The organism is Embleya scabrispora (assembly GCF_002024165.1).
Lineage (GTDB): Bacteria > Actinomycetota > Actinomycetes > Streptomycetales > Streptomycetaceae > Embleya > Embleya scabrispora_A.
Window position 1 is genome coordinate 3,978,395 of record NZ_MWQN01000001.1, and the last position, 14,472, is coordinate 3,992,866.

Genomic DNA, 14,472 nt, shown 5'->3' on the forward strand with positions numbered 1-14,472 from the left:
GGGCGTCAACGAAAACCTCGCCCAATTCAGCAATGTGCTGATGTATTCGGCGATCGCCGTCTACCTGATGGCGTTCTTCGCCTATTGCATGGAATGGACCTTCGGCAGCAGCGGGACGGTGGCCAAACGCTCCGCCGACCTGACCGTCGAGGTGCTGGAACCGGCCGCCGCCGAGGGCGCGGGCGGCGGGGTCGCGCTGGCCGAGCGGCCGGTGGTGGTGCTGCGCGACGGCGCGGACACCGGCGCCGGCGCCGAGGACGAGGGCAACGTGGCGGGCGGCAGCGAACGGGCCGACCGCATCGGCCGGGTGGCGGTCTCGCTGACCGTACTGGCCTTCCTGCTGCACGCCGGGTCCGTGCTGACGCGCGGCATCTCGGTGGAGCGGGCGCCGTGGGGCAACATGTACGAGTTCTCCACGTCGGTCGCGCTGATGGTGGTCACCGCGTTCCTGGCGCTGCTGTGGAAGTACCCGGTGCGCTGGCTGGGCCTGTTCGTCACGCTGCCGGTGCTCACCACGCTCGGCGTGGCGGTGACGGTGCTGTACACCGACTCCGAGCAACTGGTCCCGGCGCTGGACTCGTACTGGCTGTGGATCCACGTCGCGTCCGCGATCGTGTCGTTCGGCGCCTTCCACATCGGCGCGCTCGCCTCGATCCTGTTCCTGTTCAAGCAGCGCTACGAGCGCCGGCAGGCCGACCCGGCCGACACCAAGCGGGGCCGCTTCGACGACCAACTGGCCCGTCTGCCCAGCGCTTCCTCGCTGGACAAGACCGCCTACCGGGTCAACGCGATCATCTTCCCGCTGTGGACGTTCGCGATCGTGTGCGGCGCGATCTGGGCGGAGAACGCGTGGGGCCGCTACTGGGGCTGGGACCCCAAGGAGGTCTGGTCCTTCATCACGTGGGTGGCCTACGCGGCCTACCTGCACGCGCGCGCCACGGCCGGCTGGAAGGGCTCGAAGGCGGCGGTGGTCTCGCTGGTGGCCTTCTCGTGCTTCCTGTTCAACTACTACGGGGTCAACATCTTCGTGAACGGGCTGCACTCGTACGCGGGGGTGTGATTCGCACATTCCTCGACGGGTCCGCCCCGTTGCCCCGACCGGGCAACGGGGCGGACCCGTCTCGGCGTTCGCCGCCCCGTGGGAACTGGCCGATTTCCTCGGTGTCCGAGTGGTCACACAGCGCTATGGTGGCGACCATGGCAGTGGACGAATACTCGGAAAGTGCCCAGGCCGCTCCCACTCCCGAAGAAGTCGGCGCCTCCTACGACGAGTTCGGTGATCTGTACGGTCTGATCCTCGGCGACGCCGCCATCCACGTCGGCATGTGGGTGACGCCGGGCGCACGGACTCGGGCCGCCGGCCTGACCGACCTGGCCAACCTCGCCATGGATCGGCAGACCGACCACTACATCGCCGCCCTGGACCTCGGGCCGGACGATCAACTGCTCGACATCGGCTGCGGCACCGGCGGCCCGGCCCTGCGGGCCGCGCGCGCGACGGGGGCCCGGGTCACCGGCATCACCGTCAGCGGCTCCCAGGTGGAACTGTGCCGGGCCCGCGCCGACGAGGCCGGACTCGCCGACCGGGTGGGCTTCGCCCTCGCCGACGCGATGGACCTCGGCAAGGAGTACGAGGACGAGTCGTACGACGCCGCCTGGGCCATCGACTCGTTCGCCCACATGGACAATCGCCTCGCCGTGCTGCGCCAGGCATGGCGCGTACTGCGTCCCGGCGGACGGCTGTTGTTCACCGAGTTCACCAAACGCGGCGAGCCGACCCCGGAACACCTGGCCGTATGGCGCGCGGTGTGGACGTCCCCACCGCCCCAGGCACCCGCGGCCCTGCTCGAACGCGTCACCACCGAGGCCGGGTTCGACCTCGAACGCCTCGAGAACCACACCGACAGCTTCGTGGTCACCGGCGACCTGATGGACATCTTCTACCGCGAGCACCACGAGCGGATCCTGGCCCGTTACGGCGCGGAGACGACCGCGAGCATGGACGCGGCGATGCCGAAGCTCCGCGAGTTGATCGACGAATACATGGGCTACTACGTCTTCGTGGTCCGCAAACCACACTGACCCCCGGCACGCCGACGGTCCATACTGTGGCCCGTGGCGGCATCACGTGCCGCCGGGGAGGGTGGAGCATGTCATCCCGCATATCCATATCGGGAGTTCGCGACGCGGTCCTGATCACCGGCGTGCTGATCGGCGCCGTCTGGGTGGTCCAGGCGATCAACTACGCGACCGACGACTCGCTGCTGACGCACGGGGTGACACCGCGCCGGGCGGACGAACTGCCCGACATCCTCACCGCGCCGTTCCTGCACTTCGGGATCGGGCACATCGTGTCCAACACGCTTCCGCTGATGGTGCTCGGCTTCCTGGCCGCGCTGCGCGGGGTCGCCCGGTTCCTGCTCGTGCTGCTCACCATCACCGTGGTCGGCGGCTTCGGGGTGTGGCTCACCGCGCACTCGGGGTCGAACACGGCGGGCGCGAGCATCCTGGTCTTCGGCCTGTTCGGGTATCTGATCGTGCGCGGCTTCGCCGACCGGCGACTGCTCGACGTGCTGATCGGTTTCGCGGTGGTGGCCCTGTACGGCAGCTCGTTCGCGACGGGAGTCCTCCCGCTCGCGGAGGGCGTCTCGTGGCAGGGCCACCTGTTCGGCCTGATCGGCGGAGTGATCGCGGCGGTTGCTTTCCGTCGCCGCCGCCCCACCGCCCACCGCGACACGCCACAGCCCTCCCCCGACGGGCTGCCGATCATCTGAGGGCCGCCGCCACGGAACCGGCCACCCGTACGCCTTCGCGACCGAGTCGCCGCCATCCGCCGCCGAAGGCGAGGGTGAAGGTCACCGGCCGGGGTGGGTCGGTGGCCTTCACCGTCGATCCCTCTTGTCCCGCAAAGGGCCGCCGGGTGTGGGTCAGCGGGCGCCGCGGATCAGGCGGCCGGGGCGGGCGCCGGTGTCTTGGCCGTTGCGGCGGGTGATCTGGCCGGCGACGATCGTGGCTATGTAGCCCGTGGCCTGCTGGAGCATGCGGCCGCCGCCGGCGGGGAGGTCGTGGACCATGCGGGGGCGGTGCAGGGTGAGGGTGTCCGGGTCGATCACGTTCAGGTCGGCGCGTTTGCCCTCGGCGATCACGCCCCGGTCGGTCAGGCCGTACAGCGCGGCGGTGTCCATCGTCTGCTTGCGGACGAGGAACTCCAGCGGCAGCCGCTCGCCGCGGGTGCGGTCCCTGGCCCAGTGGGTGAGCAGGAACGTGGGCTGGGACGCGTCGCAGATCATCGAGCAGTGCGCGCCGCCGTCGGCCAGGCCGAACACGCTCGCCGGGTGGGTCAACATCTCCCGGATCGCCTCGTGGTCGCCGTCGGAGTAGTTGAACATCGGCACCATCAGCGTGGTCCGCGCGTCGTCGGCCAGTTGCAGGTCGTACAGCGTCGCCAACGGCTCCTCGCCCCGGGCCCGCGCGATCGCGACCACGGTCCGGTCCGGCAGCGGCTCGTAGTCCGGGACGGGGTCCATCGGGTACATCCGGTCGAGCATGTACTGCATCGCCAGATTGACCGAGTCACCGGGGACGTTCGGGTCGCTGGGCAGGTCCGCCTCGGCCAGAATCGCCGCCTTGACCTCCGGCCGGGCCAATTCGGCCGCGAACGCCGCGTCGTCCAACTCGCCCGCCACGCGCCGGTCGTCCAGCGCCCGGAAGGTCGGTCGTTTGCTGAACGCGTTGCGGGTGCCGAACCCGGTCAGCATCCCGAACGGACGTCCCGCGATCTGCGGATGCAGTTGCGCGCCCGCCTCGTTCGCCGCCTGCGACTCGGCCATCAACTCCCGCCACAACTGCGGCGCCGCGTTCACCTGGAGCAGCGCGAACGACACCGGCATGCCGATCTCGGCGGCGAGTCGACGCATCCAGGCCACCTCCGAGGCGGGCTTGACGATGTCCTCGCCGGACGAGCCGGTCGGCGCCAGTTCGAACACGGCCCGCCCGCCCGCGGCCATCGCCCGGCCCAGGCCGAAGAGTTCGTCCTCCGTGGCGAAGGTGCCCGGCACCGGCTCGCCGCCCATCGCCTTGTGCGCGACGGTGCGCGAGGTGGAAAAGCCCAGCGCGCCGGCCTCGATCGCCTCGGTGACGATCGCCGCCATCGCCGCGATGTCCTCGGGCGTGGCCGGTTCGTTGCGCGCGCCCCGCTCGCCCATCGCGTACGCCCGCACCGCGCCGTGCGCGACCTGGACGCCGATGTCGGCGGCGAAGGTACGCCGCTCCAGCACGTCCAGGTATTCGGGGAAGGTCTCCCAACCCCACGTCATGCCCTCGGCCAGCGCGGTGCCGGGGATGTCCTCGACGCCCTCCATCAACCGGATCAGCCAGTCCTCGCGACCCGGCCGCACCGGGGCGAAGCCGACCCCGCAGTTCCCGGAGACCACCGTGGTCACCCCGTGCGAGGTGGACGGGTCGAGCACCTCGTCCCAGGTGGCCTGGCCGTCGTAGTGGGTGTGGATGTCCACGAAGCCCGGCGTGACCAGCCGGCCGGCCGCGTCGATCGTCTCGGCCGCGGCGCCGTCCAGGGCCGGATCCGGGCCGTCGTGCCGGCGCACCGCGACGATCAGTCCGTCCCGGATCCCGATGTCGCCGGCGAACCGATCCGCGCCGGTGCCGTCGACGATCGTGGCGTTGACGATCTTGAGGTCGTAGACGGGGGTCCCGACGTCGTGCACAGGAGTTTCGAGGTCGTTCACAGCAGCCTCCCCGGTAAGGTGGGCAGACCGTACGGCTGCGCACTGTGCGAGTCAAGATGTGCACTATGCGAAAAGATCGGCGGATCGATCCGATATGGTCCCGCCATGGCCCCACGCCCCTCGCCACAGACCGACCGACTCGTCTCGCTGATCGACGCGATCGCCGAACGGCCCGCCGAGGGGCTGACCCTGTCCGAGATCGCCCGGCACCTCGCGGTGACCCCCGCGACCTGCCATCCGATGCTGGCGAGCCTGACCTCACTGGGCTGGCTGATCCGCCACCCCACCCGGCGCACCTACCGACTGGGTCCGGCCCTGGTCGCGGTCGGGCGCGCCGCCGCGCGCGGGCTCGGCGTGCTCGACGTGGCCCGGCCGGTGATGCGCCGGCTGCGTGACGAGACCGGGCTGACCTGCTTCGCGATGACCCCCGGGGAGCGGCACGTGGCCATCGCGGAGGTGGTGCGCGCGCCGGGCGCGGAACCGCACCGGCCCAACATCGGTGCCCAGGCCCCGATCACCCCGCCGCTCGGCATCGGCTACGTGCCCTGGGCCGACGAGCAGACGGTCCGCCGCTGGTTGGACGAGGCCGACGGCCCCGTCGCGCGGACCCGGATGGAGCATGCCATCGACAACGCGCGGCGCGGCGGGTTCGCGATCGAGCTGGTCACCGATGTGGAGACCCGGCTGGGCGAGACGCTGGGCGAGTTGGACGAGCACCTGGAGGGCCTGGATACGCTCGGCGCGGGCGCGTCGGCGGCCCGGCTGCGCACCCTGCTGGAGGAGATCGCGGCCGAGATCGGCGGCTCCGACGGTGGCCAGATCGACGAGCTGGAGGCCGATCGGGACTACCGGGTGGGCGCGATCAGCGCACCGGTGCACGCCCCGGACGGCGACCTCGTACTGATCCTGAGCCTGCGCGGCTTCGCGCCGCGCACCGACGGCCGCACTCTGGAGCGCACCGGCCGACTGCTCGCGGACGCGGCGGCCGAGGTGGCCGCCGCACTGTAGACACCGTCGCCACGGCGACGAGCGATACACCGCCACCACGGCGACGAGCGCCGGCCGGATCGCCGGCCGGCGCTCGTCCACACGGCACGCGCGGTCCCCGCGCCGCGCTCAGTCCTTGTCCTTCGCGTCCTTGTCCTTCGCGCGGCCTTCCGGGTTGTCCCGGTCGGGGCTGCGCAGGTCGTCCTCGCGGTGCTTGAGGTCTTCCTCCCAGCGCCGCAACATCTCGTCCTCGTCGGTGCCGGGCTTGGGCGCGTCGCCCGGCTTGCGCTCGTTCCTGGCCAGCGACGCCAGGAACTCGGGGTCGTCGTCGGGGGCCATCTGCCGGCCCCGGCCCCGGCTCACGAACCCGCCACCGGAGCCGGGGACGTGCTCGTTCCTGGGACGTCCGGCGACGAACCAGCCGATCGGTCCGAGGAAGACCGGCCAGAACAACAACAGAATGAAGACCCAGGCGATCTTGGGCAGGCTGCGGACCTTGCGTTCATCAGTGGTCAGACAGTCGATGAACGCGTAGATCCCGACGGCCAGGGGCAGCAGCAACAGCAGGACCCTGATCATGTGGCGGTCTCCCAGGCAGGTACTCGGCGCTCGGTACTCGGACGCGTCTCCCATCCAGCGTAAACGGTCGGCTTCATGAACACCGGATCGCTCACAACCCGGTGACCTTGCCCGACGCGTGCAGCTCGTACACCAGCGTCAGCCGCCGCCGCTCGCCGGCCGACAACGCCACGTCGTAGCGCACGATCCCCTGGTCGTCGATCGCGTCCGGGGCCGGCTCCGACAGGTCGCGGCGCACCTTGACCTCGACCGCCGACACCTCCGACACCGGCACCCGCTCGCGCAGCACCACCGTCCCGGGCGCCTCGGCTCCCGGCGCCGCGATGTGCGAGACGAAGACGGTCACGGTACGGGTGATCACCGTGCGCCCGGTGAGCGCCGCCGTGGTGCGCGACTCGGTGACCTCGCGGACCACCCGGAAGTCGTCCTCGCTCCCGAAGGGCAACCGCACCTCCTCGCCCGGCGCGGCGAAGTCGAGCCGCCCGCGGCCGACGTAGCCGCTGCCGCGCACCAACTCCACCGGGCCCGCGAGCAGCACGTGCCCCGCGTCGTTGGCGAACCGCACGACCTGGCTCACGTACTCCGACAACTCCGGCGCGCACGCGGCCTCGGGCGCGCAGTCGGCGGAGAAGGTGGTCAGCCGGACCCGGTGCGGCCGGCCGTCGCCGGGCACGTCCACCGGCCCGGGCGCGGCCAGTACCCGGACCTCGCCGCCGTCGTCCACGCCGGGCAATTCGGCGGTGCCCGAGGGGGCGGCCGCGACCTTGCCGACCGCGGCGATGTCCTCCTCGCGCAGGTCCACCTCGACCTGCTTCTTCTCCTCCTGGGTGCGCTCGCGCAGGGTGAGCCGGTCCTCGACCAGGCTCGGCGGCCGTGCGGCAAGGGTCGGCCGCGCGGTGGACAGGGACAGTGCGATCCCGGACCAGTCCTCGCCGGTGCGCTGCCAGACCATGGCGTCGCACTCCAGCTCGATCGAGCGACGGTCGGGAGCCAGCGTCGCGCGGTAGGCCGGTCGCCACAGCGCGCAGGGCACCAGGTGCGTCACGCGCAGCTCGGCCGAACCCGCCCGCTCCGCGTCGATCACCACCTCGACGGTCGCGGTCAGCTCCTCCGGCGCCCGCTCGGCGAGGTCGAGAGCCGCCTGCGCGTCGCGCGACCGGCGGACCAGCGCGCTCTTCTCCTCGGTCAACGTGTGCAGGTCGGCAAACCGCAGTTCGGCCTCGGCGGAGAGCCGGTCGAGTTCGCCGGCCCAGCGCTGCGGATCGGTGCTTCCGTAGCCGGTGTGCTCGACGATCTCGCGGCGCAACTCGTGTTCGGCCTGCGTGATCAGCGCGAGTCGGCCGCGCAACCGCTCCTCGCGCCGGGTCAGTTCGATGTCCTTGGTATGCAACTCGTGGACCAGTCGGCGCAGTTCGGATGCGTCCGGACCCGGACCGTTCGCGGGTTCGGGGGTGTACGTGCGTACCACCCGTGCGTCGATCGCGGTCGCGGTGCCGTCGTCGGCGACCACCTCGGCGCGCAGCGACCGGTCCACCGCGAGGGGGGTCACCGGCCCGATCAGGACCCGCTGTACCCCCTCGGTCAGGCCGAGCCGGCCGGACCGGGTCACCTGGGCCCGGTCCTCCAGGCAGGTCACCGCGGTGATCGGCAGCGTCTGCGGCTTGGGATCGGCCGGCGTGCCCTGCGTGCGTGTCGACCGAGCCGTCGGTTGCGTCGTCGGCCGAGCCATCGGCTGCGTCATCTCAAACCCTCCTGTTGCCGCCGACCACGGCCTTCGCCGCCGGGATCCGGATCTCGTAGCCGCCGGTCAGGTCCTTGCGCTCGCCCGGGGCGAGCTCGACGTGCCACACCCGCGCGCCCGCGACGTGGCGTCCGTCGCGCAGCTCGGTGTCCTCGACCCAGCGCGGGGCGCCGTCGTGCTCCTCGATCCGCACGTCCTTGTCGTCGGTGACCGGGACCCGCTCCAGGATGTCGAGCCGGATCGGGCGGGCGAGGTGGTTGACCGCCTCCACCTCGATGCGGTGGTCGAGCACGACGGTGCCGCCGCGAAGACCCGCGGTCGACTCGCGCATGTGCGCGTTGCGCGAGACCTGCACGCTCTCCACCACGCCCACCCCGACCCGCTCGCGCGCACCCGGCGCCAGCGTCGGCAGCGGCACGGTCATCAGGAATTCGCCCGCCACCGACACGTCGGCCGGCCCCGCGAGCAGCGCGTGGGGGGAGGCGTTGGCGAGTACGACGGTGCCGAACACCGCGTCGTCCAGGGCGGGCACACAGACGAACTCGGGGTCGAGGCCGATCTCGATCTCGCACACCGGGATGGTGTGCCACGCGCCGTCCGCGGCCACCTCGGCCGGGGCCGCGGTGTCGAAGCGGTAGTCGTACGACCCGGCCGCGTCGCGCGGCGCGAGCGCGTGCTCGGGCAGGGTGAGCCGGGTGACCTCGTCGGCGCGCCGGCGGTACTCCGCCGCCACGCCCCCGGGTTCGGACGCCGCGGCGCGCAACCGGCCCCGGGCCTGCGGTTCGTCGTCGGCGCCGCGCAGTTCGAGCGCGGCGTAGTCGAGCAGGTCGGCGCCCGGCTCGGTCGGGACCGACGGGTCCTCGTCGGTGTCGACGAAGCGCGCGTCGGCCTCGGGGGCGAAACCGGACTCCTGGAACGCGGCGAAGCCGGCGCCCCCGTACGTGTCGCCTCCGTACGCGTCGCCCCCGGCCGCCTCGGCCGAGGCACCGCGGCGGAAGCGGCTGCGCGGGGCGGGGCGGGCGGCGGCGGGCGGGGGCGGGCCGCCGTAGCCGCCGGGTGCCATCGGCGCGGCCAGGGGTGCCGGGGCCGCGGTCACCGGGGCGGGCGGCGGGGCGGCCCGGTACACGATCCGGTCCTCGTCGTCCATCGTTTCGCTCGCCACGGCCATCTCCACCGCGCCGGCCGCCGCCCCGGGCCCGGGCCGGCTCGATCGCGCCCGCTCGGCCCGGCTCGCGTCGTACCCCGCGAACAGGTCGGCCAGCCCGGTCGGCGGCTCGCGCCACCCCGCGTGCGCGGGCGCGCTCTGCCGCCGGCCCAGCCGCAGCGACTTGAGCTCGGGCAGGTCGGCGCCGCGGGCCAGGTCGGCGGTGGACAGCCCGAGCCGGACGTCGGACCAGTCCTCGCCGGTGCGCTGCGCGACGCAGGCCCGCATCACCAGCGTGCCGCCGGTCATCGCCTCGTCCAGGCGCAGTTGGTACATCGGCGCCCAGCGCGCGCCGGGCACGTGGTACTCCACCGCGAGTTCGACCGGGCCGGCCCCGCCGGTGTGCTCCAGGGTGACCACGGCGGTCCCGGACGCCTGGGCCCGCTCGGTCCGCTCGGCGCCGGACCCGGCGTTGAGCCGGAACCGGTACACGTCCACGTCGCGCATCGCCTCGCGGATCTCCGCGTCGCAGGCGGTGATCCGCTCGTGCAGCGCCGCCGACCGCTCGTCCGCGAACGCGGCCAACTCGAGCAGCGCGGACACCGGCGCGGTGCGCGGCGGGTCGCCGCGGCGCACGGGCGGCGACACCGGCTCCAGGCCGGCGATCCGGCCCAGTTCCGCGTCGAGACGGGCGCGTCGCTCGCGCAGCGCCCGCAGCCGCGACTCGGCGGCCTCCAGGTCCCGCAGGACGTCCGGCAGATCCGCGTCGTCGACCACCTCGACGTCGACCGCGGGCCGCACATCCGTGACCCGTACGCCGGCACCACCCGCGACCACCCGCGCCCGCAACCGGTCGCCGTACGCGGTCAACGGGAAACCGGTGATCCGCACCCGTACCGGCCCCGACGCCTCCGCCGGCAGGTCCACCTCGCAATTTCGTACGCATACCGCCCCGACGGCGTGAACGACCACCGAACGCAATTCCGAAGCGACCGTGAGCATGTACCCCTCCCTGCCCGTCCCTGCCCGTCCCTGCCCGGCACGAAGGCACCAACGTAGCCCGAGGGGGCGGGTGCGCGTGCGGGTCCGGCGAGTCCGTATCGGATACTGGCACGCATGGCATACGGGACCTTGCGCGCTTTCCTGAAGGCACTGGAGAAGCGCGGTGACCTCAAGCGCGTGCGCGCCGAGGTCGATCCGCATCTCGAGGTCGGCGAGATCACCGATCGGGTGAACAAGGCCAAGGGCCCGGCGCTGCTCTTCGAGAACGTCAAGGGCAGTTCGATGCCGCTGGCGATGAACGTCTACGGCACCGACGAGCGCATGCTGATGGCGCTCGGGCTGAAGAGCTACGACGAGTTGTCGGAGAAGATCGGCGGCCTGCTCAAGCCCGAACTGCCGCAGGGTTTCGGCGGGATCCGCGAGGCGTTCGGCAAGCTCGGCGCGGTCGCGCACATCCCGCCGAAGAAGATCAAGGACGCGCCGTGCCAGCAGGTGGTGTACAAGGGCGACGAGGTCGACCTGGACACCATCCCGGCGCTGTTCACCTGGCCCGAGGACGGCGGCTCGTTCTACAACCTGGGCCTGACCCACACCAAGGACCCGGACACGGGCGTGCGCAACCTGGGCCTGTACCGCCTCCAGCGGCACGACAAGCGCACCATCGGGATGCACTGGCAGATCCACAAGGACAGCCGCAACCACTACCAGGTGGCCGCCAAGCGCGGTGAGCGGCTGCCGGTGGCGATCGCGTTCGGGTGTCCGCCGGCGGTGACGTACGCGTCCACCGCGCCGCTGCCCGGGGACATCGACGAATACCTGTTCGCCGGCTTCATCGGCGGCAAGCGGATCGAGATGGTCGACTGCGTGAGCGTGCCGCTCCAGGTCCCGGCCGAGGCCGAGGTGGTGCTCGAAGGCTGGTTGACCCCGGGCGAGATGTTGCCCGAGGGCCCGTTCGGCGACCACACCGGCTTCTACACGCCGCAGGAGCCGTTCCCGGCACTGACCATCGACTGCGTGACGATGCGCGAGAAGCCCCTGCTCCAGTCGATCGTGGTGGGCCGGCCGCCGACCGAGGACGGGCCGCTGGGCAAGGCGACCGAGCGGTTCTTCCTGCCGCTGCTCAAGATCATCGTGCCGGACATCGTGGACTACGACCTGCCCGAGGCGGGCGGCTTCCACAACTGCGCGATCGTCTCGATCGACAAGAAGTACCCCAAGCACGCGCAAAAGGTGATGAGCGCCATCTGGGGCGCGCACATGATGTCGCTGACCAAGCTGATCGTGGTGGTGGACGCCGACTGCGACGTGCACGACTATCACGAGGTTGCCTGGCGGGCTTTCGGCAACACCGACTACGCGCGCGACCTGATGCTGGTCGAGGGGCCCGTGGACCATCTCGACCACGCGTCCTACCAACAGTTCTGGGGCGGCAAGGCGGGCATCGACGCGACCCGCAAGCTGCCCGAGGAGGGCTACACCCGCGACGGCGGCTGGCCGGAGATGGTCGTGTCGGATCCGGAGACCGCCGCCAAGGTGACCCGCCGATGGAAGGAATACGGGCTGTGACGTCCGCTGCTCTACCCGCTCCCGGAGCACCGTCGGAGGTCGGCCGGGTCAAGGCGTTCCTGCGTCTGGTGCTGATCGAGCACTCGGTGTTCGCGTTGCCGTTCGCGTACATCGCGGCCTTCACCGCGATGTACGAGACCAACGAACGCCTGCACTACTGGGAGCTTTTCCTGGTCACCGTGGCGATGGTCGGGCTGCGCACGTTCGCGATGGCCTGCAACCGGATCATCGACCGGGAGATCGACGCGCGCAATCCGCGCACCGCCACGCGGGAGTTGGTCACCGGCGCGGTCTCGGTACGCACCGCGTGGATCGGCGCACTGGTCGCGCTGTTCTTCTACCTGCTGGCCGCCGCGCTGCTGAACCCGCTGTGCCTGGCGCTCGCGCCGGTGGCGGTGATCCCGATGGTGATCTATCCGTACGGCAAACGCTTCACCAACGTCCCCCACGCGATCCTGGGCATCGCGCAGGCGATCGGCCCGGTCGGCGCGTGGTTGGCGATCACCGGCTCGTGGTCGTGGGAGGCGGTGGTCCTGGGCCTGGCGGTGGGCACCTGGATCGGCGGCTTCGACCTGATCTTCGGCTGCCAGGACGTCGCCGCCGACCGCGCGCACGGCGTCAAGAGCGTGCCGGCCAAGTGGGGCATCGCCGCCGCGCTGAACGCCTCCAAGATCAGCCACGTGGGAACCACGCTGCTGCTCGTCTGGTTCGGCGCCCTCACCGGCGCGGGCTTCTTCTGGTGGCTGGGCCTGCTGATCGTGGCGGCGGCCTTCGTCTACGAACACAGCCTGCTCAAGCCGGACGACCTGAGCAAACTCAACCGAGCCTTCTTCACCACGAACGGCTTCATCGGCATCGCCCTGTTCGTCTGCGCCCTGCTGGACCTCGGCATCCGCGGCCTGCGCCCGTAGCCCACCATCCGGCCACCGCAACACCGCCCCGGACCACAGCCACCCCAGGAGCACCGCGGGCGTGCCATCCGCACGACGCGGCCGACCGGACCACGGGAAGCTCACGGCCGAGTTGGCCCGGCCCAAGGTCGAGGCGGCGATCCCGGCCGAGACGGCTGCCGCTGGAGTTCCTCGTCCGCAAGCAGACGATGGACACCGCCGCGCTGTACGGCCTGACCGACCGGGGCGTGATCGCCGAGGGCAAACGCGCCGACCTGAACGTGATCGACCCGGACACCCTCACCCTGCACCGCCCCCGCATGGTCCACGACCTCCCCGCCGGCGGCGGCCGCATGCTCCAGCAGGCCACGGGCTACCTGGCCACGATCGTCGCCGGCCAGATCACCCGCCGCAACGGCCAAGACACCGGCGCCCGCCCCGGCCGCCTGATCCGCAGCGCCCGCTGACCCACACCCGGCGGGCTCGTTATGGGGCAAGGGGACGATGGTGAAGGTCACCGGCCCATGTCGGCCGATGACCTTCACCATCGTCGTTCAGCGGCGGATGGCGGTTACTCGGTCGCGAAGGCGTACGTCGGTGATGCTTTCGGTACCGCCACGCGGCGTCGGCGACCTCGTCGTCCTCGCCCTTGCCCGCGTTGGCGGGGATGGAGTGGATGTCGATGTGCACAGGATCGTCCCGGAGCGGAACGACGAGATCGAAACGGATACCCGTCTCCTCGGCGAGCTCCCGCATGGCCGCACCGATCAGGGTGGTGCCGGTGGGCTCCGGATGACCACCGGGAAGGAGCCACGCGTCGAGGGCGAGGTGGCGGACGAACAGGACCTGCCGGCGGCGTCGGTCAGGATCGCGCCGGCGGTGGCGTGCCCTCGGAATTCCTTGCGGTCGGTGGCACGGGGAAGGCGCCGCAATCTCGGATGCCCACGTGACGGAGGCCCGCCGTCCGGCATCCAGGTGAAGTCCTCTGGCAGGCGGCTATTCGCGCAGCTCCGCGACCAGGGCCGCCCACGCGCGGGCGCGCAGTGGAATGACAGGGGACGCCGCCAGCTTGCTGTCGCGTACGCCCATCGCCCGGTCGTCGAAGGTGGCCACCTCGACGCAGCTCTCCCCCTCGGTGTAGGAGGACTTCCGCCACTTCACAGGCTCGTCTCGATCGCCGTGCATGCTTCCCGCCTCTTCCTGTCGATCAACTCGAGCGAGGCAGCCGGGTCGAGCGCCGCCCCCTCCAAACGCTCGAACAGCACCCGCAGTTCGGCCGTATCGTCGGGGCCGGTCACCAGGGCCGACCCTGATCGCATGTCGATCCAGGCCACCATCTTGCCGGGCGAGGATTCCAACAGATAGAGCGGAATCGAAGACGCTACGGGAGAACTGGAGGGCAGGACCTGGATCCGCACCGACTCGAAGCGCGCGGCAAGGTCGAGGAGGTGTTCGAGTTGCTCGGCGAGCGTGGCCAATCCACCGACCGCACGACAGGCCCCATGAGCTTGCGGGCACTGACAAGACACATCGGGCATGGCTTTCCGGCCGGCTACCACCGATGCACGTCGGCGCGGAGCGACGTGATGAGCCGGCCGGCCCGAGCAGGTCCCGGATGGCTGCTCGCGTCGTGGCCGCCGCCGGTCGACCGGTCAGGTGCTCGGCAGCCCGTCGGGCGAAAGTCGTGTCGCGTCGCGGTGGCGTTCCGCGGCGCAAGGCCACGGCCGCCGAGACGACATCGACGCCGCGCTGACGACCTGGAACGATTTCCTGGTCACCGCCGAGGGCATCCGGTCGATCAAGGTTACCGAGGCCGTC

The 14,472-nt window shown here is 71.5% G+C and carries 14 protein-coding genes; 7 read left to right on the forward strand and 7 right to left on the reverse strand.

Annotated features, from left to right (window positions below):
• Positions 1-40 precede the first annotated feature (40 nt).
• From ccsB to B4N89_RS17635, 3 genes are all read left to right on the forward strand, one after another.
• Positions 41-1,060, forward strand: a complete 1,020-nt coding sequence (gene ccsB / locus B4N89_RS17625; RefSeq protein WP_078979429.1) for a c-type cytochrome biogenesis protein CcsB — start codon at positions 41-43, stop codon at positions 1,058-1,060.
• A gap of 137 nt (positions 1,061-1,197) precedes the next feature.
• On the forward strand, positions 1,198-2,082 hold the full coding sequence (locus B4N89_RS17630) for an SAM-dependent methyltransferase (RefSeq protein WP_078979430.1): 885 nt from the start codon (positions 1,198-1,200) through the stop codon (positions 2,080-2,082).
• A 68-nt stretch (positions 2,083-2,150) separates the two neighbouring features.
• Positions 2,151-2,774 carry a rhomboid family intramembrane serine protease gene (locus B4N89_RS17635; protein WP_078976780.1) on the forward strand — a complete coding sequence of 208 codons (624 nt, stop codon included), beginning with the start codon at positions 2,151-2,153 and terminating at the stop codon, positions 2,772-2,774.
• A 153-nt stretch (positions 2,775-2,927) separates the two neighbouring features.
• Here the strand turns inward: B4N89_RS17635 and B4N89_RS17640 are convergent, their stop codons facing one another.
• Positions 2,928-4,745, reverse strand: coding sequence for an N-acyl-D-amino-acid deacylase family protein (locus B4N89_RS17640; RefSeq protein ID WP_235618669.1), 1,818 nt, complete (start codon positions 4,743-4,745; stop codon positions 2,928-2,930).
• A gap of 105 nt (positions 4,746-4,850) precedes the next feature.
• Here B4N89_RS17640 and B4N89_RS17645 point away from each other — a divergent pair, with 105 nt between their 5' ends.
• A complete protein-coding gene (locus tag B4N89_RS17645; protein WP_078976782.1) occupies positions 4,851-5,753 on the forward strand; it encodes an IclR family transcriptional regulator in 903 nt (300 codons plus the stop codon).
• 108 nt (positions 5,754-5,861) lie between these two features.
• Here the strand turns inward: B4N89_RS17645 and B4N89_RS17650 are convergent, their stop codons facing one another.
• From B4N89_RS17650 to B4N89_RS17660, 3 genes are all read right to left on the reverse strand, one after another.
• Positions 5,862-6,311, reverse strand: a complete 450-nt coding sequence (locus tag B4N89_RS17650) for a PLD nuclease N-terminal domain-containing protein (protein WP_078976783.1) — start codon at positions 6,309-6,311, stop codon at positions 5,862-5,864.
• 91 nt (positions 6,312-6,402) lie between these two features.
• Complete coding sequence (locus tag B4N89_RS17655) at positions 6,403-8,052, reverse strand: DUF4139 domain-containing protein (protein WP_235618670.1); 1,650 nt, start codon at positions 8,050-8,052, stop codon at positions 6,403-6,405.
• A 1-nt stretch (position 8,053) separates the two neighbouring features.
• Positions 8,054-10,198 carry a DUF4139 domain-containing protein gene (locus tag B4N89_RS17660; protein WP_143657999.1) on the reverse strand — a complete coding sequence of 715 codons (2,145 nt, stop codon included), beginning with the start codon at positions 10,196-10,198 and terminating at the stop codon, positions 8,054-8,056.
• Between the two features lie 114 nt (positions 10,199-10,312).
• On the opposite strand from B4N89_RS17660, the gene B4N89_RS17665 reads away from it, so the two are divergent.
• The 3 genes from B4N89_RS17665 to B4N89_RS52635 are packed head-to-tail and all read left to right on the forward strand — an operon-like array spanning position 10,313 to position 13,121.
• Positions 10,313-11,764, forward strand: coding sequence for a menaquinone biosynthesis decarboxylase (locus B4N89_RS17665; RefSeq protein ID WP_078979432.1), 1,452 nt, complete (start codon positions 10,313-10,315; stop codon positions 11,762-11,764).
• The gene (gene mqnP / locus B4N89_RS17670) at positions 11,761-12,675 is read left to right on the forward strand and encodes a menaquinone biosynthesis prenyltransferase MqnP (protein ID WP_414646374.1); all 915 of its coding nucleotides are present in this window, start codon (positions 11,761-11,763) and stop codon (positions 12,673-12,675) included. Before B4N89_RS17665 ends, mqnP begins: the two co-directional genes overlap by 4 nt.
• Complete coding sequence (locus B4N89_RS52635; protein ID WP_268812544.1) at positions 12,633-13,121, forward strand: amidohydrolase family protein; 489 nt, start codon at positions 12,633-12,635, stop codon at positions 13,119-13,121. Before mqnP ends, B4N89_RS52635 begins: the two co-directional genes overlap by 43 nt.
• Before the next feature lie 19 nt (positions 13,122-13,140).
• On the opposite strand, the gene B4N89_RS17680 is transcribed toward B4N89_RS52635, so the two are convergent.
• Genes B4N89_RS17680 through B4N89_RS17690 form a run of 3 tightly spaced genes read right to left on the reverse strand, consistent with a single transcriptional unit; the run spans position 13,141 to position 14,192 of the window.
• Positions 13,141-13,629: an NUDIX domain-containing protein gene (locus tag B4N89_RS17680; protein WP_321170723.1), complete on the reverse strand. Its 489-nt coding sequence runs from the start codon at positions 13,627-13,629 to the stop codon at positions 13,141-13,143.
• 21 nt (positions 13,630-13,650) lie between these two features.
• Positions 13,651-13,815: a DUF397 domain-containing protein gene (locus B4N89_RS17685; protein WP_235618672.1), complete on the reverse strand. Its 165-nt coding sequence runs from the start codon at positions 13,813-13,815 to the stop codon at positions 13,651-13,653.
• The gene (locus B4N89_RS17690) at positions 13,812-14,192 is read right to left on the reverse strand and encodes a Scr1 family TA system antitoxin-like transcriptional regulator (protein ID WP_268812515.1); all 381 of its coding nucleotides are present in this window, start codon (positions 14,190-14,192) and stop codon (positions 13,812-13,814) included. The genes B4N89_RS17685 and B4N89_RS17690 overlap by 4 nt, the downstream gene beginning before the upstream one ends.
• Between the last annotated feature and the right edge of the window lie 280 nt (positions 14,193-14,472).

Coding starts and splice junctions, on each gene's coding strand:
- B4N89_RS17650 (WP_078976783.1), bottom strand. CDS start 6,311: ATGATCAGGGTCCTGCTGTTGCTGCTGCCCCTGGCCGTCGGGATCTAC.
- B4N89_RS17645 (WP_078976782.1), top strand. CDS start 4,851: ATGGCCCCACGCCCCTCGCCACAGACCGACCGACTCGTCTCGCTGATC.
- B4N89_RS17690 (WP_268812515.1), bottom strand. CDS start 14,192: ATGCCCGATGTGTCTTGTCAGTGCCCGCAAGCTCATGGGGCCTGTCGT.
- B4N89_RS17660 (WP_143657999.1), bottom strand. CDS start 10,198: ATGCTCACGGTCGCTTCGGAATTGCGTTCGGTGGTCGTTCACGCCGTC.
- B4N89_RS17665 (WP_078979432.1), top strand. CDS start 10,313: ATGGCATACGGGACCTTGCGCGCTTTCCTGAAGGCACTGGAGAAGCGC.
- B4N89_RS17630 (WP_078979430.1), top strand. CDS start 1,198: ATGGCAGTGGACGAATACTCGGAAAGTGCCCAGGCCGCTCCCACTCCC.
- B4N89_RS17655 (WP_235618670.1), bottom strand. CDS start 8,052: ATGACGCAGCCGATGGCTCGGCCGACGACGCAACCGACGGCTCGGTCG.
- B4N89_RS17635 (WP_078976780.1), top strand. CDS start 2,151: ATGTCATCCCGCATATCCATATCGGGAGTTCGCGACGCGGTCCTGATC.
- ccsB (WP_078979429.1), top strand. CDS start 41: ATGTATTCGGCGATCGCCGTCTACCTGATGGCGTTCTTCGCCTATTGC.